The following is a 21,473-nucleotide window of genomic DNA, read 5'->3' on the forward strand; positions in this document are numbered from 1 at the left end:
AGCGCTGCCGCGCCCGCTCGAAAGGAGCGGGCGGCGACCGTGCGCTCAGTCGAAGGGGGCGGTCGGGGTGCGGGTGCCGGGGCTGGCGGGCCGCGCCGTGTGGTCGGGATGGTTGCGCGTGCGGCGGGCCTCCTTCATCTCCGCCTCGAACAGGTGGTCACGCCCGGCGGCCAGCTGTTCCACCGCCTCCTGCTCCAACTGCCGGAACGCCCGGTAGTACGTCCCGTCGTAGGCCTCGACGATCTGGAACGTCCAGTGGCCCGGGATGACATTGCGCCCCAGGATCTCCGTCTCGACGCGTTCGGCCCACGCCTCGTGGCCCGCCCCGCGCAGCAGCTCGACCGCGCGATCCAGTTCCAGGTCCGCGGTGCCGGTGAGCTGGTGGAACGCATAGAGGTGCCCGCGGGCCCGCTCGACCGTCTCCAACGCCTTGGACAGAGAGCCGAGGGCTTCCACCGTCTCGTCGCTGACGCCCTCGGGGCGCCGGTGCTCGTCGTCCGGGCCTTGTGGGTCACTCATGGTCGCCACCACTCCTTTCAGCGGGCGGTCGGGCAGGGGCCCCGGTCCGCCGCAGTCCCCTTCTGTCCCGCAAAGCACAGCACAACCCGGGCGGCGCCACTGTCCGTGCCGCCGCCGGACGCGCGCTCACCGGACCCGATCGGGCCGGTTCAGCGCACGACGTCGACGAGATGGGGCACCACGCGGGTCAGGCGCAGCACACTCCACAGCAGGAGGAGCACGCCCATCGCCTCGGGGAGCAGCCACCAGCCCGTGCGGATGCTCTCGTCGAACAGGACGACGCCCAGCAGGAGGCTCACGGCCGCGTCACCGATGGTCAGCGCGGGCTGTGAGGCGACCAGGGGGCCGGCTTGCAGGGAGTTCTCCAGCAGCAGGAGTGCCAGCACTCCGGTGAGCGCGAATCCGTAGGTCTGCCAGGCCGTGAGGAAGGCGGGCAGGCCCGCGTCGGCGAGGCGTCCGGTGGCCGACTTCAGCAGCGCGGCGGTCAGGGCGTTGCCGACCGCCGCGGCCGAGGCCAGCGCGGCGGCACGGAACAACGGCGAGGAGGCGGAGCGCGCGAGGAGGAACGCCACGGTCATCGCTCCCAGAGTGAGCATCAGGACCGGGATCCAGCGCGCCATGGATGCCTGTTGCCGGGAGCCGGAGGGGGCGGCCGCCGCCAGCATCAGGGCGAGTCCGGCCACCACTGCGCCGACCGCCCGCCAGCCGTCGGCCGACAGCCGGCGGTGCATCAGGGGCATCGCCAGCAGCAGCGCGAAGGGGAGTTCGAGGATGAACAGGGGCTGGACCAGCGCCATGGGGCCGTTGACGAGGGCCAGCGCCTGGAACAGGGCGGCGCCCACCACGCCCGCGATACCGACGGACCACGCGGGCCGGCGCACGAGGGCCCGCAGGAGCCGTACTCCGCCGCCCTGTTCCACCGTGGAGGCGGCCTTGCGCTGGAACGCCGTGCCCACCGCGTTGCTGACGGCGCCGAGAACGGCGAAGACCACCGCGAGCACCATCATGACTCCACCTCGCCCGGCCGGACGCGGGCGGCGGCCGAAGGTCCTCGGCCGTCATGTCCGCACTGCCCGGCGGGCTGATCGCCGTGGCCGCAGTCTCACACCCGGCGGCCCCATCCGCAGGTCGGCGAAGGGCGCCGCCCGCCCGGTGGGCCGGCGGCGCCCGTGTCGCCGTGGGGCGCCCGCGAGGGCGCCCGACCGTGGACGCTACTTCCTGCCGCGGCGCAGCAGCAGGTAGGCGAGGACGACCGCGGTGGCGGCGCCGATGAGGGCGCCGCGGCGGTCACGCACCTGCTGGGGCGCCTTTTCCTGCCACAGCTGTCCGGCCTGTTCCGCCTTGGCCCTGACCTGGCCGGCGGCCGCGGCCGCCGTGTCCTTGACCGGAGCGGGGACCTTCTCCTCCAGCAGGTGGGCCGCCTCGGCCGCCTTCGTCCTGGCCTGCTCTGACAGGTGGGCGGCGGTGGTTCCGGCCTGCTCCTTCAGCGCGGTCGCCTTCTCCTGGGCACGGGCCTTGACGTCCGTCTTCGCCGCCAGCGCCTCGACCGTCTCGCCGAGTTCATGACGGGTCTGCTCGACCTGCCGGCGCAGTTCCTCGGGGCCGGCGGCGGTGGGCTCGTCCTGGGGGGGCTGGGTCATCGTCGTGCACTCTCCTTGATCTCCGACACATCGGCTTTCACGCTGTCGACGGTGCGCTCGGGCACCGGTGGGGCGGCCGCACCGACCTGCTTCTTGCCGATCAGTGCCAGCACGGCGGTGATCACCGCCAGTACGGCCGTGACGATCAGGGCGGCGGCCCACACCGGCAGCGGCACCGCGATCGCCGCGATCGCGGTGGCGACCAGCGCCTGAAGGGTGAGGAAACCGAAGAGTCCGGCCCCGCCGAACAGTCCACCGCCCTTGCCGTAGCGCTTGCCCTTCTCGACCATCTCCGCCCGCGCGAGTTGCATCTCGCCGCGCACCAGTTCGGTCAGCTGCTGCGAAGCGCGCTGCACGAGCCGGCCGACGGGCTCGTCGCCGTCGGCGGTCCGCGTGCCCCGCTCGCCGTCCGTGCCGTACCGTCCTGCTTCAGCCATCGCCCTCACCCCTTCCTCTCGGTGCCGCACCGGGTACCCGGTGACCGGCGGGAAAGACATTCCTTTCTGCGGCCGGCCCCGGTCAGGCCCGTGCCCGCATCTCCCCCGCTCCGGCCCTGTCGGAAAGCCCGTGCGGTTCGCCGACCGGCAGCACGGACCTCCCTCTCCTCCGGTCCTCCGGCTTCTCCCGGCGCGCCTCTCGGCATCTTCCGCCTTCGCGGCGGTCGCGGCATCGCAGGACGTCCTGCCGTGTCGGCGCAGAACACACCACCGGCGGGCCCGGCACGGGGGCCGGCCACCCGGATGGCCGCTCGCCTCGCGCGACGGCGCCGGTCGTTGCCTAGCGTCGAAGCGACGGCCCTTGTCGCTAGGAGACGCCCATGCCGCACCGCGCCATCGTCACGGGCACAGTCGTGACGATCCTGACCCTCGCCCCGCTGACCGGAGTCGCCCACGCGCAGGATCTCGACTGCCGCGACTTCACCTACCAGGAGGACGCCCAGGCGGTGTTCGACCAGGACCCCAGCGACCCCAACCGGCTCGACGAGGACCGGGGAACGGACGACGGCATAGCCTGCGAGGTCCTCCCCCACCGTTCGCTGCCCACCCTCGTACCGGCCACGAGCATCCCCGCACCGGTCCCGACCGGCACCGCGGCCCCGGTCAGCCCCGCCGCGCTGCCCAGCCTCGGTGTGCGCGGCGGCCTCGGGGGCGCCACGACCGACGGACCGTCCCGCTGGGACATCGGCCTCGGCGTCGGCCTGGCCACCGCGGGTCTGCTGGCCGCGGCCGGCTGCGTGAGGCGGCGTCGGCGCCGGGTCTGACCGCGCCCGGCCGGGGCTCGCCGGCAGTGCGGTGCGGCCGCCCTCTACGGGGCGGCCGCACCGCACTTCAGGAGTCCGCGCCGCCGGGATGCCGGCCGGGTCCCTGGGTCCGGTTCGCCAGTGGCGTCGGCGACAGGGCGGTGTCCTCCTCGCCGGGCTCCAGGAGGGTGGCGGCGGCCCCGACGACGAGTGGATCCGGACTGCCGACGGCCTCCGCGTCCTTGGCCGTGTAGTCGATGCGGTGCAGCAGGCTGCGCATGGCTTCGAGGCGGCCCCGTCGTTTGTCGTTGCTCTTGACGACCGTCCAGGGGGCGTGCGCGGTGTCGGTGGCGCGGAACATCTCGACCTTGGCGGTGGTGTACTCGTCCCAGCGGTCGAGCGAGTCGATGTCGGTGGGCGACAGCTTCCACTGGCGTACCGGGTCGACCTGGCGGATCGCGAACCGCGTGCGCTGCTCGGCGCGGGAGACCGAGAACCAGAACTTCACCAGGATGACGCCGTCGTCGACCAGCATCTCCTCGAAGAGCGGACACTGCTTGAGGAACAGGTCATAGGCGTGCTGGGTGCAGAAGCCCATGACCCGTTCGACTCCGGCCCGGTTGTACCAGGAGCGGTCGAAGAAGACGATCTCGCCCGGCGCCGGGAGGTGGTCGACGTACCGCTGGAAGTACCACTGACCCTTCTCCCGGTCCGTGGGCTTGCCCAGAGCCACGATCTTGGCCCCACGGGGATTGAGGCGCTCGGTGAAGCGCTGGATGGTGCCGCCCTTGCCCGCCGCGTCCCGTCCCTCGCAGATCACCACCACGCGAGCCCCGGTGTCACCGACCCAGCGCTGGAGTTTGAGCAGCTCGATCTGGAGGACGCGCTTGGTGCGCTCGTACTCCTTGCGGCTCACCTTGCGGTCGTAGGGATAGTTCTCGCGCCACGTCGTGATGGGCCGACGGGAGCCGTCGAGCAGCACCGGCTGTTCGGGGCGACGGTCGTCCACCGTCAGCCCGTCGAGCAGCCGGGCCTCGGTCTCGTCACGATCCATGGGTCACGCGCCTCCTCGGAATGTGTCACCCGCGACTGCTGGGTTCCGTGCCGGTGCCCGCCCCAAACGCGGGTACGCACGCACCAGCCGCTCTGCACGGCGTCGAGGACGGCGACCGCCGCGGCCCCTGACGACCTGCCGAAAAGCCGTTTGGCGCGGCCCGTCCCGGAAACCCCTGTCTTCCGAACGGAAGTCACCACGGGGCTCACCCCGTCGCTGTGCGCGTGCGCGGTCCTGCGGGCCGTGGAAGCGTGTCGGACAAAACCGTGTCCAGCTCCTATTCCGGTATGAATCGAAGGACTGTCATTCCATGAGCGAGAGCAACCCCCTCAAGCGGGCGGCCCAGAAGATCACCGACGGTCTCCAGGGCGGCGACAAGGGGCCGGAGGAGGGCGTTCCCGGTAAGCCGGGTCCGGAGTCCCCGTCCCTCGCGGAGCCGGTGGCGCCGCGCGAGCCGCTGCCGCCGAAGCCGGATCAGAGCGGCCCCGACACCGTGTCACCGACCGGGCAGCCCACGGGTGCCGACCAAGCGCGGATGGCGCAGTCCGGGAGCCACCTCACGACCGCCCAGGGGACCCGGCTCCCCGACACCGACCACTCGCTCAAGGCGGGACCCAGGGGGCCGGTGCTGCTCCAGGACCACCATCTGCGCGAGAAGGTCATGCACTTCGACCACGAGCGCATCCCGGAGCGCGTGGTCCACGCCCGGGGAGCCGCCGCGCACGGCGTGTTCCAGAGCTACGGCACGGCGGCGTCCGTGACCAAGGCGGCGTTCCTGTCGGAGGACGAGGAGACGCCGGTGTTCGTGCGCTTCTCCACGGTGCTGGGATCGCGGGGCTCGTCCGACACCGTCCGGGACACCCGGGGTTTCGCGACGAAGTTCTACACCAGCGAGGGCGTCTTCGACCTGGTCGGGAACAACATCCCCGTCTTCTTCATCCAGGACGCCATCAAGTTCCCCGACGTCATCCACGCCGGCAAGCCGCACCCGGACCGCGAGATCCCGCAGGCGCAGAGCGCGCACGACACCTTCTGGGACTTCGTCACCCTGCACACCGAGGCCACCCACCACACGCTGTGGAACATGTCCGACCGGGGCATCCCGCGCTCCTACCGGACGATGGAGGGCTTCGGCGTCCACACCTTCCGCCTGGTGAACGCGGCGGGTGAGACGACGCTGGTGAAGTTCCACTGGAAGCCGAAGCTGGGTGTGCACTCGCTGGTGTGGGAGGAGGCGCAGATCATCAACGGCGTCGACCCCGACTTCCACCGCCGTGACCTCGCGGACGCCATCGAGGCGGGCGCCTACCCGCAGTGGGAGCTGGGCATCCAGACGTTCCCCGACACCGCGGACCAGATGTTCGAGGGCATCGATCTGCTGGACCCGACGAACCTGGTGCCCGAGGAGCTCGCTCCGGTGCAGCCGGTCGGGCTGCTGACCCTGAACCGCAACCCGTCGAACTACTTCGCCGAGACCGAGCAGGTGGCGTTCCACGTCGGTCATCTCGTCCCGGGCGTCGACGTCACCGACGACCCGCTGCTCGCGGGCCGGCTGTTCTCCTACCTCGACACCCAGATCACCCGGCTGGGCGGCCCCAACTTCCCGCAGCTGCCCATCAACCGCCCCCACGCACCCGTCAACGACATGCTGCGCGACGGCTTCCACCAGACGGCCGTGCACCGGGGGGTCGCCCCCTACCGGCCGAACTCCCTCGACGGCGGCTGCCCGTTCACCGCGGGCGCGGACACCGGAGCGTTCATCGAGACGCCGGTGCGCGTGCCGGAGGGAACCAAGGTGCGGGAGGCGCCCGAGTCGTTCGCCGACCACTTCTCCCAGCCCCGCCGGTTCTGGCTCAGCATGTCCCCGGTGGAACGCGAGCACATCATCGGCGCGTACACCTTCGAACTCGGCAAGTGCTATGAACAGGCCGTCAAGGAACGGGCGTTGCAGGTCCTGGCCAACATCGACGCGGAGCTCTGCGGCGAGGTGGCGAAGGGCCTCGGGCTGCCGGCGCCCGCGCCCACCGTGCCTCTGGCCGACGTCGAGCCCAGCCCTGTCCTGTCGCAGCTCGGCCACAGCTGGCCCACCGACGGCCGCATCATCGGCATCGTCGTCGGTCCGGACGGGGATGTGGACGGCGTACGCGCCGTGCGCGAGGCGGTCCTGGAGGGCGGCATGGTCCCGTTGGTCGTCGCCCCGGTCGGCGGCGTCCTCGGCTCCGGCGAGGACGCGGTGACGGTTCAGCGCACCTACGCCACCGCACGGTCGGTCGAGTTCGACGCGCTGCTGCTGGCCGGGCTGCCCGGGGTGGGCGGTGACGCCTACGGCGCCCGTGACGCCAAGGCGTTCCCCGCTGCCGCGCAACCGCTGACCGGCGATCCCCGCGTCACCCTGCTGGTGTCCGAGGCGTTCCGGCACGGCAAGGCCGTGGGCGCCTGGGCGGGCGGCGAGGCCGTCCTCGAAGGGGCCGGAGTACCCACGGGCGCCCCGGGCGTGGTGGTCGGTGACAGCGGTACGGCCGCTCTGGAACAGCTCGTGACCCTGTTGGGCGAGCACCGGGTGTGGGACCGCTTCACCACCGCCACTGCCTAGCAGGTCCGCCCCCGGCAGGTTCACCCCTGCCCGGCGGGTGGGAGCGGTGCACGCCGCCGGAGCGTTGCGCGGTCCCCGGCCGACACCGCCCCGGACGGCACCGGCCGGGGCGGTGTCGGCCACCGGCGCACCGCCCCGGACGGTCCATGATCTCGCCCGTCCACGGGAACACCGGCACCCGGGCCCCGCGGGGCTCCGGCTGCGCTCGCGCAGTTGTGGAAACGCTTCCGGCATGCGGGGGTTGGACCATGCAGACCTTTCTGCCCTACCCGGAATTCACCGCGTCGGCCGCCGCCCTGGACGCTCGCCGGCTGGGCAAGCAGCGCGTCGAGGCGCTCCAGGTGCTGCGCGGTCTGACGATCCCGGGCTACGGATGGCGTCACCACCCGGCGGTGCGCATGTGGACCGGGTACGAGGAGGCGCTGGTGCGCTACGGCCTCGACATCTGCGGTGTGTGGAAGGCGACCGGCCGCGCGGACACCTGTGCTGCCTCGCTGACGTCAGGCTTCACCGGGAACCCGGACGGCGTCCGCACGCAGGAGCGGCTCGCCGAGGCGGGCGAGCTGCCGCCGTGGCTGGGCGATCCCGCGTTCCACCTCAGCCACCGCTCGGCGCTCGTGCGCAAGGATCCGGAGTTCTACGCCGCTCTCTTCCCGGACGTCCCCGACGATCTGCCGTACGTCTGGCCGGCGTCCGACCGGCCCGCGCCGCGCGGGGACTGAGCCCGGGGCCGGTCGGAGACGGCGCCGCGGCCCCGTGCCCGACCTCGGCGGCACCCGCCCTGTGCCCGGCCGGCGGTCGCCTCCCCGTGGCCGCGCCCCCCGCCGCGCCCGTCAGGACGCCGGAGAGGATGCGCCCGGCTGTTCCACCACCTGGAGCAGGTCGTCCCGTCCGGCCAGCGCCTCGAGGGACAGCGTGCGGTAGCCGGCCTGGTCGAACAGCACGGTGATGCGGTCGCCGTCCACGCTCAGCACCGTCCCGTCGAGCCACTCGACGTGCCTCACCTGGGTGCCGACCGGGTAGTCGGACACCGCGGGATGGGCCGGTCGCTGCGCCTCGGGCGCGTCCCCACGGGCCGACTCGCAGCCGTCGCAGGCGTCGCAGGGCGTCTGGTACTCCTCCCCGAAGTATCCGAGCAGGAACCGCCGGCGGCAGCCCGTCACCTCGGCGTAGGCGCGGACCATGTCGACCCGGGAGCGGTCGGTGCGGCGGTGCGCCTCGGCCGCCTCGACGGCGCGTTCCGCCGCGGTGGCGGGCTCGGTGCCGGGAGCGGGACGCAGCTCGCCGTCCTCGGTCGTGGCGACGGTGCCGGTCTCCTCGAGGAGGTTGACGGCCGCGGTGAGCCGGTTGCGCGACAGGCCGGTGTCCTCGCGCAGCTCGTCCAGGCCGGCGGGGTCGGCACGGCGGGCGTGGATGGCGTCGGCCACCTCGGTGAGGACGTCGTGGCCGGGTGCGCGGCCGGCGAAGTACGTCTGTATGCCGGTGTCCTGCGGGCGGTGGTGGAGCACGGCGAGGGCCGGTTTCCCGTCCCTGCCGCCCCGGCCGATCTCCTGGTAGTAGGCGTCCAGGGAGCCCGGCAGCGCGGCGTGCAGGACGAACCGCACGTCCTCCTTGTCGATGCCCATGCCGAATGCCGAGGTCGCCACGACGACGTCGGCCTCGCCGCTGAGGAAGGCGTCGTGGATCCTGGCACGCTCCGAGGCCCGCAGTCCCGCGTGGTAGGCCTCGGCCGCGAGACCCAGCGAGGCCAGTTCACCGGCGTAGAACTCGGTGTCCTTGCGGGTGGCGGCGTAGACGATGCCCGGCTTGTGTTCGGCGGCGGCCCGCTCGATCACCGCGCGGCGCCGGTCGTCCTCGTCCTGGAAGCGCCGGGCCTCCAGTCTGATGTTCGGGCGGTCGAAGCCGGCCACGGTCACCTCGGGCTCGCGCATGCCGAGCCGTTCGACGATCTCCCTGCGCACCGGCGGCGCCGCGGTCGCGGTCAGGGCGAGGACCGGCGGCCGTCCCAGGCGCCGTACCGCCTGGTCGAGTCGGAGGTAGTCGGGGCGGAAGTCGTGGCCCCAGGACGCCACGCACTGGGCCTCGTCCACCACGAACAGGGCGGGTCCCGTCTCCGCGAGCCGTTCGACGACCTCGTCCTTGGCCAGCTGCTCCGGCGACAGGTACACGAACCGGGCGTCGCCCCGGCGCACGGCCTCCCAGGCTGTCTCGGTCTGCGCGGCCGTCAGGTCCGAGTTCAGGGCGACGCCGTCGGGCGCGCGGTCGCCTTCGGGCAGCCCGGCGATCTGGTCGCGCTGAAGGGCGAGCAGCGGCGAGACGACGAGGACCGGCCCGGGCAGCAGCATGCCGGGGACCTGATAGACGGCGGACTTGCCGGATCCGGTCGGCATGACGACGAGGGTGTCCCGCCCCTCCAGGACGGATTCCATCGCCGTGAGCTGTTCGGGCAGGAGGGTGTCCCACCCGAACACCTCCGCTGCCGTGTTTCGAAGTCGTGCCGCCTGCCGTTGCGCCATGAAGGGCTCCTTTCGCAACCGCCCGGGTACCCCGGCGGGCCGTGGTCTCCCTGCCGGGGTGCGGCCGGTCGCGTTCAGGTGCAGTCGAGCGCCGTGAGGTCCACCGCGTCGGCCATCGCCTGCATGCCCTTGTCGTTGGGGTGCAGGTGGTCGCCGCCGTCGAAGACGGGCAGGATCCGCTCGGGGTCGTAGGGGCTGCGCAGGATCCCGTCGAAGTCGGTGACGGCGTCGAACCCCCCGCTGCTCCGGATGAACGTGTTGACGTCCTGGCGCACGGACTCGGCGGCCGGGTCCCACTCCGCCCAGCCCTTGAAGGGGGCCACGGTGGCGCCGACGACGCATTTGCCCGCCGCGTGGGCACGGCGGACGATCTCCCGGTATCCGGTGACGAGGTTTTGGGCGCTCACCCCGGTGTGGGCCTTGATGTCGTTCACTCCCTCGAAGAGGAACACCGTGCGGGTGCCCGGCTGCGACAGCACGTCGCGCTGGAGCCGGTTCAGGGCGCTCCGGCCGAGTCCGTCCGCCAGGACCTTGTTGCCGGAGATCCCCGCGTTGGCGACGCCCTTGAGTGCCGTGTCCGCCCGGCGCAGCCGGCGGGCGAGGTAGTCGGGCCAGCGGCGGTCGAGGTCGAAGGACGACTGCCAGCCGTCCGTGATGGAGTCGCCGAGCGCGACCACCGCGCCGGTCGGCGCGTTCGCGCGGACGGAGACGGCGTCGAGGTAGAACCATGAGCCGGTGGTCTCGCTCCACCGGTCGGCGCCCTCCTCGGCCGTGTGGTCGCCCTGGGTGAGGTACGACGTCCGCATGGCCATCCCGTGGCCGCTCGCCGGGCCCTGCGCGTCCGGCGAGTGCAGGCTGACCACCAGGGCGGTCGCCGCGGGCAGCCGGCCGGGCAGCGCGTCGCTCAGCGCGGTACCGCCGGCCGGGATCGTGACGGAGTGCGCGCCGCCGAAGCTGAGCCGCCGGTTGCTGCCGGCCACCAGGGCCGCGCCCTGCCGCTGGACTCCCGTGTAGACGCTGTCGAAGGTCACCGGCCGGTCGCCGAACGCGTTGGTGAGCCGGATCCGCAGGTCGCTGCCGCCGACGCTGGTGCGCACGACGAGCCGGTAGCCGCGGTCGGGGACGCCCTCGCCCAGGCGGTCGGCGGACGCCGCCCAGGTGACGACGTCGTGCCGGGTGTCCGCCGGGCGAGCGGCCGCCGGGAGGGCCTGCGGCAAGGCGAGGGCGAGCAGGGCGGCGGTGAGGACCCGGACCGGTGTGCGGCGGGCCGTCATCGGGTGAGGCCCTTCAGGGTGACGGACTCGCCCGGCCGCAGGGCCACCGTCCTGGACGTCCCGCCGTGTGCGACCGTCGTGGTCCGGCCGCCGGTGCTGTGCAGCCGCACCGAGGTGGGTCTGCCGTCGCGCCACCGCAGGTCGACGACGAACCCGCCGCGCGCGGGCAGTCCGGTGACGTACCCGGAGGCAGCCCAGGCGTCGGGAAGGGCGGGCAGGAGTTCGAGGTGCCCGGGGCGGGAGTACAGGAGCATCTCGGTCATCGCCGCCGGGGTGCCGAAGTTGGCGTCGATCTGGAAGATGCCGCGGCCCTGTTCGACCTCGTAGATGTCGAACAGGTTGAAGGCGGTGCCGTTGCCGCCGCCGGTCGACGGGCGCAGATTGGTCATGACCAGTTCGTACGCGTTCTCCGCGTTCTTCAGGCGGGCCCAGCACAGGGCGCGCCAGGCGTTCGCCCAGCCGAAGCTGTTCATGCCGCGCGCGGCGAGGAGGGCGGTGGCGCCGTCGACGGTCTCCTTCGGGGTGGAGCCGTCGGGGCGGATGCGGTCGCCGGGGAACAGGCCGACGAGCGGGGAGAGGTGCCGGTGGGTGGTCTCGCCCAGGTTGTCGGGCGACATCCACTCCTCCAGCCAGCCGGTCTTCGGGCTCACCTGCGGCAGGTACAGCCGTTCACGCAGGCCGGCGACGGTGTCCGCGTAGGCGGCGTCCCTGCCCAACTCCCTGGCGGCGGACCCGTAGTGGCCGAACAGTTCCCACACCGACTCCTGGGCGTAGGTGATGCCACGGGCGTCGAGCGGACCGTGTTCGGGGGACCAGTCGCTGTCGGCGACCAGGACCTCCCGCGTGCCGCCGGGGAGCGTCGTGGGCAGCAGCCGTGCCTCCCAGAACTCGCAGGCGCCTTTGAGCAGCGGGTAGATCTTCGCCAGATGTGCGCGGGAGCCGGTGAACTCGTAGTGCTCGAAGAGGGTGTTCGCCAGCCAGGCGTTGCCGGCGGGATGCCACCACCAGCCCATGCCGCCGTGCGGGTTGGTGGAGATCGCGACGGTCCAACCAGCGCTCTTGCCGGTGGAGTTGCGGTAGCGGTTGCGCGGGTCGTCGAACAGGGTGCGGGTGAGGGCCGTCCAGGAGGGCAGTTGCGCCAGGCAGTAGTCGGTGAGGGCGTCGAAGCACTGGGACAGACCGGCACGGTCGGCCATCCAGTAGTTCATCTGGAGGTTGATGTCGGTGTGGTAGTCGCCCATCCAGTCCGGGTCGTTGCCGTCGAGCCACAGCCCCTGGAGGTTGAGCGGGAGGCTTCCGCGGGAGCCGGAGATCATCAGGTAGCGGCCGAACTGGAGGTAGGCCGCCTCGAGTTCGGGGTCGGGGGTCCTGTCGCGGGCGCGGGCGGCGAGGCGTTCCCAGGTGTCCAGGGAGCGCTGGCCGGCGGTCGAGGCTCCGAGCGAGAGGTCCAGTCGGCCGTAGAGGGAGCGGTAGTCGGCGACGTGCGTGCGCACCAGCGTTGCGGCCGGGTGGGCGGCGGCCGCGCGGACCTTCGTCCGGGCCAGTTTCTCGGGGTCGAGGGACGGGTCGCGGTACTTCGTCCGGGCGTCGGGGGCGTAGTTGGTGCCGCCGCTGACGATCACGGTGAGGTCGGTGCAGCCGGAGAAGTCGATCCGCGCGCCGTCGACCCTGACCCGGCCGCCGGTGCCGTGGGCGGTCAGGGCAGCGCCGTAGCGCAGGCCGCCCGGGAAGGACCCGCCGAAGGACTCCGCTCCCGCGCCGGTCTCGCCGTGGGTGCCGTCCAGGGTCACGGACCCGGTGTACCGGCCGCCGCCGCTCTGGGTGAAGTGCAGGACGATCACGTCGTCGGGCCGGCTCGCGAAGATCTGCCGCCGGTAGGTCACTGCGGAGCGGACGTAGGTGGTCGTGAGCAGCGCCCGGGAGAGGTCGAGGGTGCGCCGGTAGCCGTCGACGGCCGACAGGTCGTGGTCGGGGATCTCCACGGTGAGCCGGGCGAGCAGGGTGAAGGAGCCGAAGTCGGCCCGCCCGTAGGGGAACTGGCCGTCGGCGTCCAGCTGGTCGTTGAGGCCGCCGGTCCACATGGTGGCGTCGGTGATGAGGAGGAGTTCGCGGCCGGGGTCGTTGCCCGCCAGGGCGCCGAGGCGGCCGTTGCCGACGGGCAGCCCCTGTTCGATCATGGAGTGGTCGTCGGCGGGGGCCTGCCACCACAGCCGGTGGCGGGCGGCGTCGGCGGGGGACGGGGAGTCGGAGCCGGTGGGTCTCACCGGTGCGGCGGAGGCGGTGAAGGCGGGCAGGCCGGCGAGGGCGGCGGAGGTGAGACCGGCGGCGAGGAGGGTGCGTCTGCCGGGGTCCGTGGGGCGGGGGTTCATGGCGGCTCCGGAGTCCGAGAGGCGGAAGGCCGAGGGAGAGGTGCCGGCGCCCCGGGGGCCGGGTGCGCGGCCGGCCCCCGGGGTGTCGTGGTCAGGCGGTCTTCGGTACGTCGATCCGGTCGATGTCCGGCGCGTATCCCGCACCGCTGTCGAAGGTGATCGTGTTCGCGCCGGCCTTCAGCGTCACCGGCACATGGACACGGGCGACGGTCCCCCAGTCACCGGTGGCGGGGAACGTGTGGCGGGTGGCGCCGCCGGCGTTGGCGAAGACGCTCGCGGACCGTGCGTCGCCGCTGATGTAGGCGACCTCGATCTGGTAGGTGCCGGGCTTGTCGACGACCACGCCGGTGAAGGTCAGCTTGCCGCCGAGGTAGAGGTTGCCGACCTTGCGGTCACCGGAGCAGGCGGAGCAGTCGGCGGCGGAGGCGTTGCCGGCGAGGGTGTTGGCCGGCGCCTCGGCCTCGTAGGCGGTGCGTTCGAGCGCGCTGCCGCGCGGGGTGACGGTGAAGAGGCGGGAGCCGTGGGCGGGCAGCGCCTCGGTGATCCTGTTCTTGTGCGTGCCGAGGTTCTCGTGGTTCCACAGGTCGCGGACGGCCGCCTTGCCGGTGAAGCCGAGCGTCGTCCAGTCGGCGGTCACCGAGGCCGGTGCGTCGGCGAGGTTGAACAGGGCGACGGTGTAGGTGCCGTCGGGGTTCTTCGCGGCCCAGACCCGCTGCGGGCCGGACGCGGTGACCGGGTGCGCTGGCAGTGCGCCGCCCTGGTTGACGGCGATGACCTCGCGGTTGGTCAGCAGGGACAGTCCGTAGGAGTCGAGGCGGGTGAGGTCGTCGCCGGTGTAGAGCGGGGATTTGGCGATGGCCCAAAGGGTGGCGTAGGTCTGCCGCTCGGCCTTGGTGAGGCCGTCCATCGCGCCGTTGCCCACGTCGAGCGAGTCGAGGTCGTTCCAGCCTCCGGGTCCGGCGTGCCGGGTCCAGGCCGGGAGGTCGTCGAAGCGGTCGTCGACGGAGTTCTCCCAGGAGACCAGGGTGTTGCAGTAGCACTCGACGTCGGTGTCGATGCGCCAGCCGTCGGAGTGCTTCTTCCAGTCGGCGGCACGGCCGATGTCGAGCGACCAGGACACCTCCAGGTGGATCGGGCGTCCGGTGGCGGCGATCGCCTGGTGCCAGGCGGCGACATCGGCAACGTTGTCGTAGTGGTCGCCGCTCTTGCCGGAGCCCGGGCCGACGCCGTCCAGCTTGAGGAAGTCGTATCCCCAGTCGGCGAACAGGCGCGCCTGGGAGTCGATGTACTTCAGGGCGCAGGGGTCCGAGAAGTCGATCTTGTAGGCGCTGTCCCAGCCGTTGGTGGTGCGCAGGTCGTCGTACACGATGTCGGCCGTGGTGCAGCCCTCGGCGTTCCAGACCGGGGCCCTGCCGTCTGCGTACGCCTCCTTCTCCAGTCCGACCGGCAGGTAGATCCCCGCCTTGAGGCCCTTGGCGTGCACGTGGTCGGCGACGGCCTTCATGCCCCTGGGGAAGCGCTGCGGGTCGGCCTTCTGACGGGCGTACTGGTCGAACTGCGGCTTCCATGCCTTGTCGCGCCACCAGCCGGCGTCGATGTTGACGTACTCGTAGCCGTACGGCTTCAGCTTCGCGGCCAGGGCGTCGGTCTGCTTCAGGACGTTGGCCTCGGTGAGGTAGCTGTAGTCGCCGTCGGGGTTGAGGCCCGGGTACTTGGAGGACTGCATGCTCCAGCTCGACCAGCCCATGTACGGCGCGGCCGCCACGGTGGTCCCGGCGTGGGAGGCGGGGGCGGGCCCTGTCGTCCCGGCACGGGCGGCGGGGACGACGGTGACGGTGCCGAGGGCCAGCGCCGTGACGACGACGGCTCTCAGGGCGCGTGCGGGCAGGACGGGGTGCGCGGGTGACCGCATGGGTCGGACCTCCTGAGGTGGGGATCGGCGGGACGGCCAGGGGCAGCCCGGTCGCGGCCCGCACCGTGGGAGGGGCCGTGGGCGACCTGGCGCTCGAGCGTGGAACGGACGCTGTCGTACGGTCAGCCGGGCTCGGTGATGAAGGACTGGATGGCGGTGGCCGCGGCGCCGCGCGCCCACTCCTCGAAGGGCAACGGGCGGGTCTGGAGGTCGCACTGCGCGGCCGAGCCGAACGCGGCCGCCGCGAAGGCGCTGCGGATCTGGTCGGCGAACAGGTCGTAGGCGGCCAGGCCCTCGCCGGAGATGACGACGCGCTCCGGGCCGAGCAGGTTGGCCACGGTGGCGATGCCCCGGCCGATCGCCTCCCCCGCCCGCGCGTACGCGTCACGGGCGTGGGCGTCGCCCCGGCGGGCGAGTTCGACGGCCTGGGCGGTGTCGGTGACCTCGACGCCGGCGCCTTCGCGGATGCGGGTGAGGATCGCGTGGTCCGAGGCGATCGCCTCGACGCAGCCGCGGTTGCCGCAGTGGCAGAGCGGACCGTTCGGGTCGACGGTGACATGGCCGATCTCGCCGGCCACGCCATGTGCTCCGGCGACCACCCTGCCGTGCACGACGAGCCCGCAGCCGACTCCCGCGCCCACGGTCACCACGGCGAAGTCGGACAGACCCACTCCGGCGCCGAACCACTGCTCGGCGACGGTGAGGGCCCGTACGTCGTTGTCGACCGTCGACGGCAGACCCGTGACCGTCGAGGCGAGTTCGGCGAGCGGCACGTCACGCCACTCCAGGAACGGCGAGTAACGCACCACGCCGTCGGCACGGTCCACGTCGCCGGAGAGGGCGACGCCCAGGCCCATGACGTGCACGCCGTAGCCGTCCGCCCCGGTGAGCAACTCCCGCACGACGTCCGCCATCGTGGCCAGAACCGCTTGGGGGGCACGGTCGGCCAGCGGGACGTGCCGCGCGAGCAGGAGCCGGCAGCGCAGGTCGGTGAGCACCGCGTAGATGGCGTCGCCGGTGAGTTTGAGTCCGAGGAACAAGGCGCGGCCCCCGTCCACCCGCACCAGGCTCGCGGGCCGGCCGAGCGCCGGGCGGGCCTCCGTGTCGGCGTCCTCCACCAGGTATCCCGACTCGATGAGGGGCCTGACCGCCTTCGTGACGGCCGCCGCCGACAGACCGGCCCGCCGGGCCAGTTCCAGACGGGTGAGCGCGCCCCGGGACAGCAGGGTGGTGAAGATCTGCGAAGCCGCCGGGGTTCCGGCGGGGAACCTCTCGGCGGCGTGCGCGGTGAAGGGCGAGGGCATGCCCGGAACCTAGGGTCCTTATTTTCCGCTGTCAATGAAAGAAGCAGGAATAGCCTGAACGTCTGCTGTGAGCCAGCTGATCCTTGCAACACCCCTATGGTGCAGCGGTATTGACATGTGATCAAAGACGGCCGCCCCGGGGCGGCCGTCGCACCATCAGCGTCGCGTGCGCAGGCGGGCCAGCAGGCCGCGCGCCTGGGCACGGCGGCGCGGGTCCGCCGCCGCTCGTCGCGCCTGCTCCATCGTGCGCCGCCCCTGGGGGCTCCTGGCGAACTCCTTTATGCGCTGGATGACGGTCATCGCTCTCCTCCCGCTGCCTGCTGTCGCCTGCCTGCCGCCTGCCGCTGTGCGGCGCCCGGTCCCTTCTGGCCGTCCGGCTACCCCCGAACCGGCCGATCAGACCGGCCCGTCCGGCCACGTGGGGGAAACTCCCCCACCGTCCGCACCGCGGCCCGCCGGACGTCCGCTCGCGGTGGACCTCCTGTCACGCCGCCCGGCGCCTCGCCTCCGGCGCCGTCCGCACGGGACCGGTCGTGGAGCGGGCGCCCGCGGCCTGGGCGCGGGCCGGGCGGACCCGGTAGGTGGTCTTCGTCGGATCCGTGACGGGCTCGCCGACCGTGATCCGTCCGGCCGCGTACAGCTCGTCGCACTCGGCGGCGGGCAGGGCGACATAGCAGCCGCCCCGGCCGCTTTCGGCGTCCAGCGGCCGCCAGTAGCCGTACACCCGGCGCCCGCCGGCGTGCTCGGTGACGAACACGGGGGTGCGCGGGTCCGAGACGATGCGCAGCACGTCGGCCCCCGCACGGCCCGGGGATCCGCCCGGCCGGGACGAGGCGGCCGCCCGGGACGAGGCCGCGGGGCGCGGCGAGGGGGCGGGGCGGGACGAGGGGGCGGGGCGGGACGAGGGGGCCGGCCGCGCATCCTGGGCCGCGCCGCCGGGGAGGCCCGGGCGCCGCGCGGGTCGCACCGCCTCCTGGCGGCTGTCCGGCAGCGGGCCGCGGGGCCGCGGCACGCCGGCCGCGCCGACGACCGAGCCCGCCGCGCCGAGCAACACCTCGTACCCGCGCTGCCGACGGGGAGCGTCGGAACGTACGTCGAGGACCTGCGGCTGGACGGCGGTGGGCGGCATCATCGGTGACCTTTCCTCGGCGGGGACATGAGACCGACTACCCGGCTGAGCCGAAGTTGATCTCATGTGGGGGCATCCTTCATCACGCCACTGACAGCGGGCCCCACGAGACGCCCCGCACAGGGGGGCCACGCGTCGGTGATCACGGCTCGGCACGGGGTAGACGGTGCACCATGACAGAGGTGATCCAAGCAGGCGGCTGGGGACTGGTGGCCGGCTCCGCGCTGCTGCTGGGAGCGGCCTTCGGCTACGGAGTGCGCGTGCCGCAGAAGGTCATCGCCCTGGTGATGGCCTTCGGCGCCGGCGTACTGCTCTCGGCGGTGTCGTTCGAGCTGGTCGGCGAGGCCTACGACGAAGGCGGGCTCGGCCCGGCGGTCATCGGGACGCTGGCCGGGGCGCTCGCCTACACGGCGGGCAACCTGTGGCTGGCGCGCCGCGGCGCCCGCCATCGCAAGCGGTCCGGCCACCACCCGGCCCAGGCCCAGCCCTCCGAGGAGCAGCAGAGCGGATCGGGTCTGGCCCTGGCGCTCGGCGCGCTGCTCGACGGCATCCCGGAGTCCGCGGTCATCGGGATCGGCCTGCTCGACGGAGGCGCGGTCAGCGCGGTCACCGTGGCGGCGGTGTTCATCAGCAACATCCCTGAAGGGCTGTCCAGTTCCGCCGGGATGAGGAAGGCGGGACGCGGCAAGGCGTACGTCTTCGGCGTGTGGGGCGCCATCGCGGCCGCGAGCACCGCCTCGGCGGTGCTCGGCTACACGGTGGTCGGCGGCTTCTCCACGGCGGTGATCGCCGCGGTGACGGCCGTGGCCGCGGGCGCGATCCTGGCCATGATCGCCGACACGATGATCCCCGAGGCGTTCGAAGAGGCCCATCTCGCGATCGGGCTGGTCACCGTCAGCGGCTTCCTGGTCTCGTTCGCCCTGTCCCACGTGTGAGGGGCGACCGTGACACCGCCGTGTACGTCCGAGCCCCGGCGGGAGCGGCACGCGCGGGCCGCCTGGCTCGACGGCGACGGACCGGGGAAGGGCCTGCTAGACCTCCCCAGGCGTCACCGCCCTTCCCCGGTCGGCAGCCACCGGCTACCCGGATACCCCTGGCTCATGCCCAGGCGGGCGACGAGTGACGCAGACCACTCGGGCGGTGCTCCCCGCACACCAGTTGATCCCGTTCGTCCCACGATTCGACACCCGTGAAGCCGAATCCTTCGCAGAGGGAGGCGGCGTCGACGACGGCCTCGGATCGCTGTCCGGTCACCGCGCCGGCGTCACAGAGTCCGCACCAGAGGCCGGGACCGGCCGAGTTCATGTCCGATATGCCCTTAATGAACGTATATAGAACGTAAAGCCGGATACCCGTGAGGCATGGTACGGACATTGAAACGGCACGGACGGCACGCCGAGCGCGTCGCGGACGAACGCGAGCGCGCGCGTGAGAGCACCAGCGCAATCGAAAGGGAGGACGCGCGGGCCCCGGGCACCGCGGGGCCCGATGACGAAGTGGAACGGCGGGCCCCGGACAGCCCCACCGACCTGCCCAAAGCCTCCTGGAAAGCGGTGTTGAAGGGGACGCTCAAGGAGTTCAAGAAGGACGAGCTCACCGACCGGGCCGCGGCCCTGACCTACTACGGGATCCTGGCCCTCTTCCCCGCCCTGCTCGCACTCGTGTCGCTGCTGGGCATCCTCGGCAGATCGGCGACGCAGCAGGTACTCGACAACATCCAGAAGCTCGCCCCCGGCGCCGCCCAGGACGTCCTGCGCAACGCGGTGACGCAGATGCAGGGCAACGGCGGACTGGGTTCCCTCATGGCGATCGTGGGCCTGGTGCTCGCGGTGTGGTCCGCGTCCGGTTATGTCGCCGCGTTCATCCGCAGCGCGAACGCGGTCTACGACCTCCCCGAGGGCCGTCCGGTGTGGAAAGTGCTGCCGGTGCGGGTCGGTGTGACCGTGGTGCTGATGGTGATGGCCGTGATCAGCGCGCTGATCGTGGTGTTCACCGGCGGACTCGCCCGGCAGGCGGGCACGGCGCTGGGAGTCGGCGACGCGGGGCTGACGGCATGGTCGATCGCAAAGTGGCCGGTGCTGGTGATCCTGGTGACGATCATGATCGCGCTGCTGTACTGGGCCACCCCCAATGCCAGGGTCCGCGGCTTCCGCTGGGTGACACCGGGCAGCTTCCTCGCGCTGCTGATCTGGATGGCCGCCTCCGCCGGCTTCGCGTTCTACGTGGCGAACTTCGCCTCGTACAACAAGACGTACGGGACGCTCGCCGGAGTGATCGTGTTCCTGGTGTGGCTGTGGATCACCAACCTGGCGATCCTCCTCGGCCTGGAGTTCGACGCGGAAATGGTGCGCCAGCGCGCCGTCGCCGGAGGTCACGCGGCCGACGACGAGCCGTACGTCCGGCCGCGCGACACCCGCAAGTGGGACGAGGAGGACCGCCGTCGCCTCGGGACCTGACACGGATCACGGATCGGGCGCCCGCACGTCAGGACTCCGCGCGGGCGCCCGTGGGCCGTGGGCGTCACCGGGTCACCCCACGGGGTCCGTCGGGGACGCGGCGGGCCGCCGGGTCGCTGCCGCGGAGTCACGCCGGCCCGGTGCCGGACCTCGTCCGGGTAGTCGCCGGACGCCCTTCGGCCGTGTCGGTAAGCCGTCCCGTGGAACCCGTTTCCCTGCGAGCCGCGCGAACTCCAGGGAGGCCCCGTGCACGAGACGCCCGACGACACCTGCCGTCGCATCCACGAGGCGGTCACCGACCGGGCCGACGGACTCTGGCAGGTCGCGTCCGCGCTGCACGCCGATCCGGAGTACGCCTTCGCCGAGGAGCGGGCGGCCACGCTCCTCACGGACGAGCTGCGCGGGGCCGGCTTCGACGTCCGGCGGGGCGTCGCGGGCATGCCCACGGCGTTCACCGCCCGCTACGGCGAGGGCCGCCCCGCTGTGGCGCTCCTGCTGGAGTACGACGCCCTGCCGGGCCTCGGGCATGCCTGTGGGCACAATCTGATCGCCGCCGCCGGGCTCGGAGCGGCGCTGGCCGCGCGGGCCGTGCTGGAGCCGGGCGCGGGGGCCGTCCTCGCGGTGGGCTCCCCGGCCGAGGAGGGAGGCGGCGGCAAGGTCCTGGAGGTGGAGGCCGGGGTCTTCGACGACGTCGACGCCGCGCTCATGTTCCATCCGGGCGTGTACGACTGGGCGCGGGCGCCGCTCACGGCCCAGGAGCAGTACCGGATCGGCTTCCACGGCCGGGCGGCCCACCCGACGGGCAACCCCACGGAGGGCGTCGACGCACTCGCCGCGCTCGTGCAGCTGTTCAACGTGCTGGCGGCGCTGGGACCGCGTCTGCCGGAGGCCTCCCACGTCCAGGGCATCGTCACGCACGGGGGCACGGCCACCAACATCGTGCCGCCGTACGCCGAGGGACTGTTCGGTCTGCGCGCGGCCACCACGGGCGCCCTGGACGAGCTGGCCGCACGGCTGCGCTCCTGCGCCGCGGGGGTGGCAGAGGCGACCGGCACCACCGTCTCCGTCGAGCGGGCCGGTGTGCGCTACGAGCACTTCGTCGACAGTGCCCCGCTGTCCGGGCGCTTCGCCGCCCACCTGGGCCGTACGGGGATCACCCTCACGCCGCCGACACCGGGTGTGTACCTGGGCTCCTCGGACATCGGCAACGTGAGCACGCGGGTACCGGCCGTCCATCCCTTCGTGGCCATCATGGACGAGGACGGGTCCGACCACACGCCCGAGTTCGCCTCCGCCGCCGCGTCCGAACGGGCCCGCCGCGTCCTGCCGGCCGTCACGGAGGCCCTCGCCCGCACGGCGCTGGACGTGCTGCACGACTCCGCCCTGCGCGGCGAGGCGTGGACGGCACACCGCGCCGCCACCGCCGGCGCCCCCGCCCGCTGACCGCGGCGCGCCGGAACGGGGCCG

18 protein-coding genes are annotated in these 21,473 nt (G+C 72.8%); 6 read left to right on the forward strand and 12 right to left on the reverse strand.

Going from position 1 to position 21,473, the window contains the following annotated elements:
* Positions 1-45: 45 nt before the first annotated feature.
* The 4 genes from OHS71_RS03645 to OHS71_RS03660 all read right to left on the reverse strand — a co-directional run bounded on the left by OHS71_RS03645 (position 46) and on the right by OHS71_RS03660 (position 2,596).
* Complete coding sequence (locus tag OHS71_RS03645) at positions 46-519, reverse strand: hypothetical protein (RefSeq protein ID WP_328476722.1); 474 nt, start codon at positions 517-519, stop codon at positions 46-48.
* Between the two features lie 149 nt (positions 520-668).
* Positions 669-1,526, reverse strand: a complete 858-nt coding sequence (locus OHS71_RS03650; RefSeq protein ID WP_328476724.1) for a DMT family transporter — start codon at positions 1,524-1,526, stop codon at positions 669-671.
* A gap of 204 nt (positions 1,527-1,730) precedes the next feature.
* Positions 1,731-2,159, reverse strand: coding sequence for a DUF3618 domain-containing protein (locus tag OHS71_RS03655; protein WP_328476726.1), 429 nt, complete (start codon positions 2,157-2,159; stop codon positions 1,731-1,733).
* A complete protein-coding gene (locus OHS71_RS03660; protein ID WP_328476728.1) occupies positions 2,156-2,596 on the reverse strand; it encodes a phage holin family protein in 441 nt (146 codons plus the stop codon). The genes OHS71_RS03655 and OHS71_RS03660 overlap by 4 nt, the downstream gene beginning before the upstream one ends.
* A gap of 380 nt (positions 2,597-2,976) precedes the next feature.
* Here OHS71_RS03660 and OHS71_RS03665 point away from each other — a divergent pair, with 380 nt between their 5' ends.
* The gene (locus OHS71_RS03665) at positions 2,977-3,420 is read left to right on the forward strand and encodes an excalibur calcium-binding protein (protein WP_328476730.1); all 444 of its coding nucleotides are present in this window, start codon (positions 2,977-2,979) and stop codon (positions 3,418-3,420) included.
* A gap of 67 nt (positions 3,421-3,487) precedes the next feature.
* Here the strand turns inward: OHS71_RS03665 and ppk2 are convergent, their stop codons facing one another.
* Positions 3,488-4,453, reverse strand: coding sequence for a polyphosphate kinase 2 (gene ppk2, locus OHS71_RS03670; RefSeq protein WP_328476732.1), 966 nt, complete (start codon positions 4,451-4,453; stop codon positions 3,488-3,490).
* Between the two features lie 310 nt (positions 4,454-4,763).
* On the opposite strand from ppk2, the gene OHS71_RS03675 reads away from it, so the two are divergent.
* The gene (locus OHS71_RS03675; RefSeq protein ID WP_328476734.1) at positions 4,764-7,046 is read left to right on the forward strand and encodes a catalase; all 2,283 of its coding nucleotides are present in this window, start codon (positions 4,764-4,766) and stop codon (positions 7,044-7,046) included.
* A 248-nt stretch (positions 7,047-7,294) separates the two neighbouring features.
* On the forward strand, positions 7,295-7,768 hold the full coding sequence (locus OHS71_RS03680) for an MSMEG_6728 family protein (RefSeq protein WP_328476736.1): 474 nt from the start codon (positions 7,295-7,297) through the stop codon (positions 7,766-7,768).
* 111 nt (positions 7,769-7,879) lie between these two features.
* Here OHS71_RS03680 and OHS71_RS03685 read toward each other — a convergent pair whose 3' ends face one another.
* The 7 genes from OHS71_RS03685 to OHS71_RS03715 all read right to left on the reverse strand — a co-directional run bounded on the left by OHS71_RS03685 (position 7,880) and on the right by OHS71_RS03715 (position 17,553).
* On the reverse strand, positions 7,880-9,562 hold the full coding sequence (locus OHS71_RS03685; RefSeq protein WP_328476738.1) for a RecQ family ATP-dependent DNA helicase: 1,683 nt from the start codon (positions 9,560-9,562) through the stop codon (positions 7,880-7,882).
* A 74-nt stretch (positions 9,563-9,636) separates the two neighbouring features.
* A complete protein-coding gene (locus tag OHS71_RS03690; protein ID WP_328476740.1) occupies positions 9,637-10,836 on the reverse strand; it encodes an SGNH/GDSL hydrolase family protein in 1,200 nt (399 codons plus the stop codon).
* Positions 10,833-13,205: a glycosyl hydrolase family 95 catalytic domain-containing protein gene (locus OHS71_RS03695; RefSeq protein WP_328476742.1), complete on the reverse strand. Its 2,373-nt coding sequence runs from the start codon at positions 13,203-13,205 to the stop codon at positions 10,833-10,835. Before OHS71_RS03695 ends, OHS71_RS03690 begins: the two co-directional genes overlap by 4 nt.
* Before the next feature lie 91 nt (positions 13,206-13,296).
* Positions 13,297-15,117, reverse strand: a complete 1,821-nt coding sequence (locus OHS71_RS03700) for an alpha-galactosidase D (RefSeq protein ID WP_328476744.1) — start codon at positions 15,115-15,117, stop codon at positions 13,297-13,299.
* Between the two features lie 122 nt (positions 15,118-15,239).
* Positions 15,240-16,421, reverse strand: coding sequence for an ROK family transcriptional regulator (locus OHS71_RS03705; protein WP_328476746.1), 1,182 nt, complete (start codon positions 16,419-16,421; stop codon positions 15,240-15,242).
* A gap of 156 nt (positions 16,422-16,577) precedes the next feature.
* The gene (locus OHS71_RS03710; protein ID WP_328476748.1) at positions 16,578-16,721 is read right to left on the reverse strand and encodes a hypothetical protein; all 144 of its coding nucleotides are present in this window, start codon (positions 16,719-16,721) and stop codon (positions 16,578-16,580) included.
* 184 nt (positions 16,722-16,905) lie between these two features.
* The gene (locus OHS71_RS03715) at positions 16,906-17,553 is read right to left on the reverse strand and encodes a cell envelope biogenesis protein OmpA (protein WP_328476750.1); all 648 of its coding nucleotides are present in this window, start codon (positions 17,551-17,553) and stop codon (positions 16,906-16,908) included.
* A 170-nt stretch (positions 17,554-17,723) separates the two neighbouring features.
* Here OHS71_RS03715 and OHS71_RS03720 point away from each other — a divergent pair, with 170 nt between their 5' ends.
* The 3 genes from OHS71_RS03720 to OHS71_RS03730 all read left to right on the forward strand — a co-directional run bounded on the left by OHS71_RS03720 (position 17,724) and on the right by OHS71_RS03730 (position 21,449).
* Entirely contained in the window at positions 17,724-18,485 is a 762-nt protein-coding gene (locus OHS71_RS03720) for a ZIP family metal transporter (RefSeq protein ID WP_328476751.1), read from the forward strand.
* Between the two features lie 426 nt (positions 18,486-18,911).
* On the forward strand, positions 18,912-20,006 hold the full coding sequence (locus OHS71_RS03725; protein WP_328476753.1) for a YihY/virulence factor BrkB family protein: 1,095 nt from the start codon (positions 18,912-18,914) through the stop codon (positions 20,004-20,006).
* A gap of 246 nt (positions 20,007-20,252) precedes the next feature.
* Positions 20,253-21,449 (forward strand): amidohydrolase, encoded by a 1,197-nt coding sequence (locus tag OHS71_RS03730; RefSeq protein ID WP_328476755.1) that lies wholly within the window; start codon positions 20,253-20,255, stop codon positions 21,447-21,449.
* Positions 21,450-21,473 lie beyond the last annotated feature (24 nt).

The sequence above is a fragment of the Streptomyces sp. NBC_00377 genome (assembly GCF_036075115.1).
In the GTDB taxonomy this organism is placed as follows: Bacteria; Actinomycetota; Actinomycetes; order Streptomycetales; family Streptomycetaceae; genus Streptomyces.

Coding starts and splice junctions, on each gene's coding strand:
- OHS71_RS03645 (WP_328476722.1), bottom strand. CDS start 519: ATGAGTGACCCACAAGGCCCGGACGACGAGCACCGGCGCCCCGAGGGC.
- OHS71_RS03650 (WP_328476724.1), bottom strand. CDS start 1,526: ATGATGGTGCTCGCGGTGGTCTTCGCCGTTCTCGGCGCCGTCAGCAAC.
- OHS71_RS03655 (WP_328476726.1), bottom strand. CDS start 2,159: ATGACCCAGCCCCCCCAGGACGAGCCCACCGCCGCCGGCCCCGAGGAA.
- OHS71_RS03660 (WP_328476728.1), bottom strand. CDS start 2,596: ATGGCTGAAGCAGGACGGTACGGCACGGACGGCGAGCGGGGCACGCGG.
- OHS71_RS03665 (WP_328476730.1), top strand. CDS start 2,977: ATGCCGCACCGCGCCATCGTCACGGGCACAGTCGTGACGATCCTGACC.
- ppk2 (WP_328476732.1), bottom strand. CDS start 4,453: ATGGATCGTGACGAGACCGAGGCCCGGCTGCTCGACGGGCTGACGGTG.
- OHS71_RS03675 (WP_328476734.1), top strand. CDS start 4,764: ATGAGCGAGAGCAACCCCCTCAAGCGGGCGGCCCAGAAGATCACCGAC.
- OHS71_RS03680 (WP_328476736.1), top strand. CDS start 7,295: ATGCAGACCTTTCTGCCCTACCCGGAATTCACCGCGTCGGCCGCCGCC.
- OHS71_RS03685 (WP_328476738.1), bottom strand. CDS start 9,562: ATGGCGCAACGGCAGGCGGCACGACTTCGAAACACGGCAGCGGAGGTG.
- OHS71_RS03690 (WP_328476740.1), bottom strand. CDS start 10,836: ATGACGGCCCGCCGCACACCGGTCCGGGTCCTCACCGCCGCCCTGCTC.
- OHS71_RS03695 (WP_328476742.1), bottom strand. CDS start 13,205: ATGAACCCCCGCCCCACGGACCCCGGCAGACGCACCCTCCTCGCCGCC.
- OHS71_RS03700 (WP_328476744.1), bottom strand. CDS start 15,117: ATGCGGTCACCCGCGCACCCCGTCCTGCCCGCACGCGCCCTGAGAGCC.
- OHS71_RS03705 (WP_328476746.1), bottom strand. CDS start 16,421: ATGCCCTCGCCCTTCACCGCGCACGCCGCCGAGAGGTTCCCCGCCGGA.
- OHS71_RS03710 (WP_328476748.1), bottom strand. CDS start 16,721: ATGACCGTCATCCAGCGCATAAAGGAGTTCGCCAGGAGCCCCCAGGGG.
- OHS71_RS03715 (WP_328476750.1), bottom strand. CDS start 17,553: ATGATGCCGCCCACCGCCGTCCAGCCGCAGGTCCTCGACGTACGTTCC.
- OHS71_RS03720 (WP_328476751.1), top strand. CDS start 17,724: ATGACAGAGGTGATCCAAGCAGGCGGCTGGGGACTGGTGGCCGGCTCC.
- OHS71_RS03725 (WP_328476753.1), top strand. CDS start 18,912: ATGGTACGGACATTGAAACGGCACGGACGGCACGCCGAGCGCGTCGCG.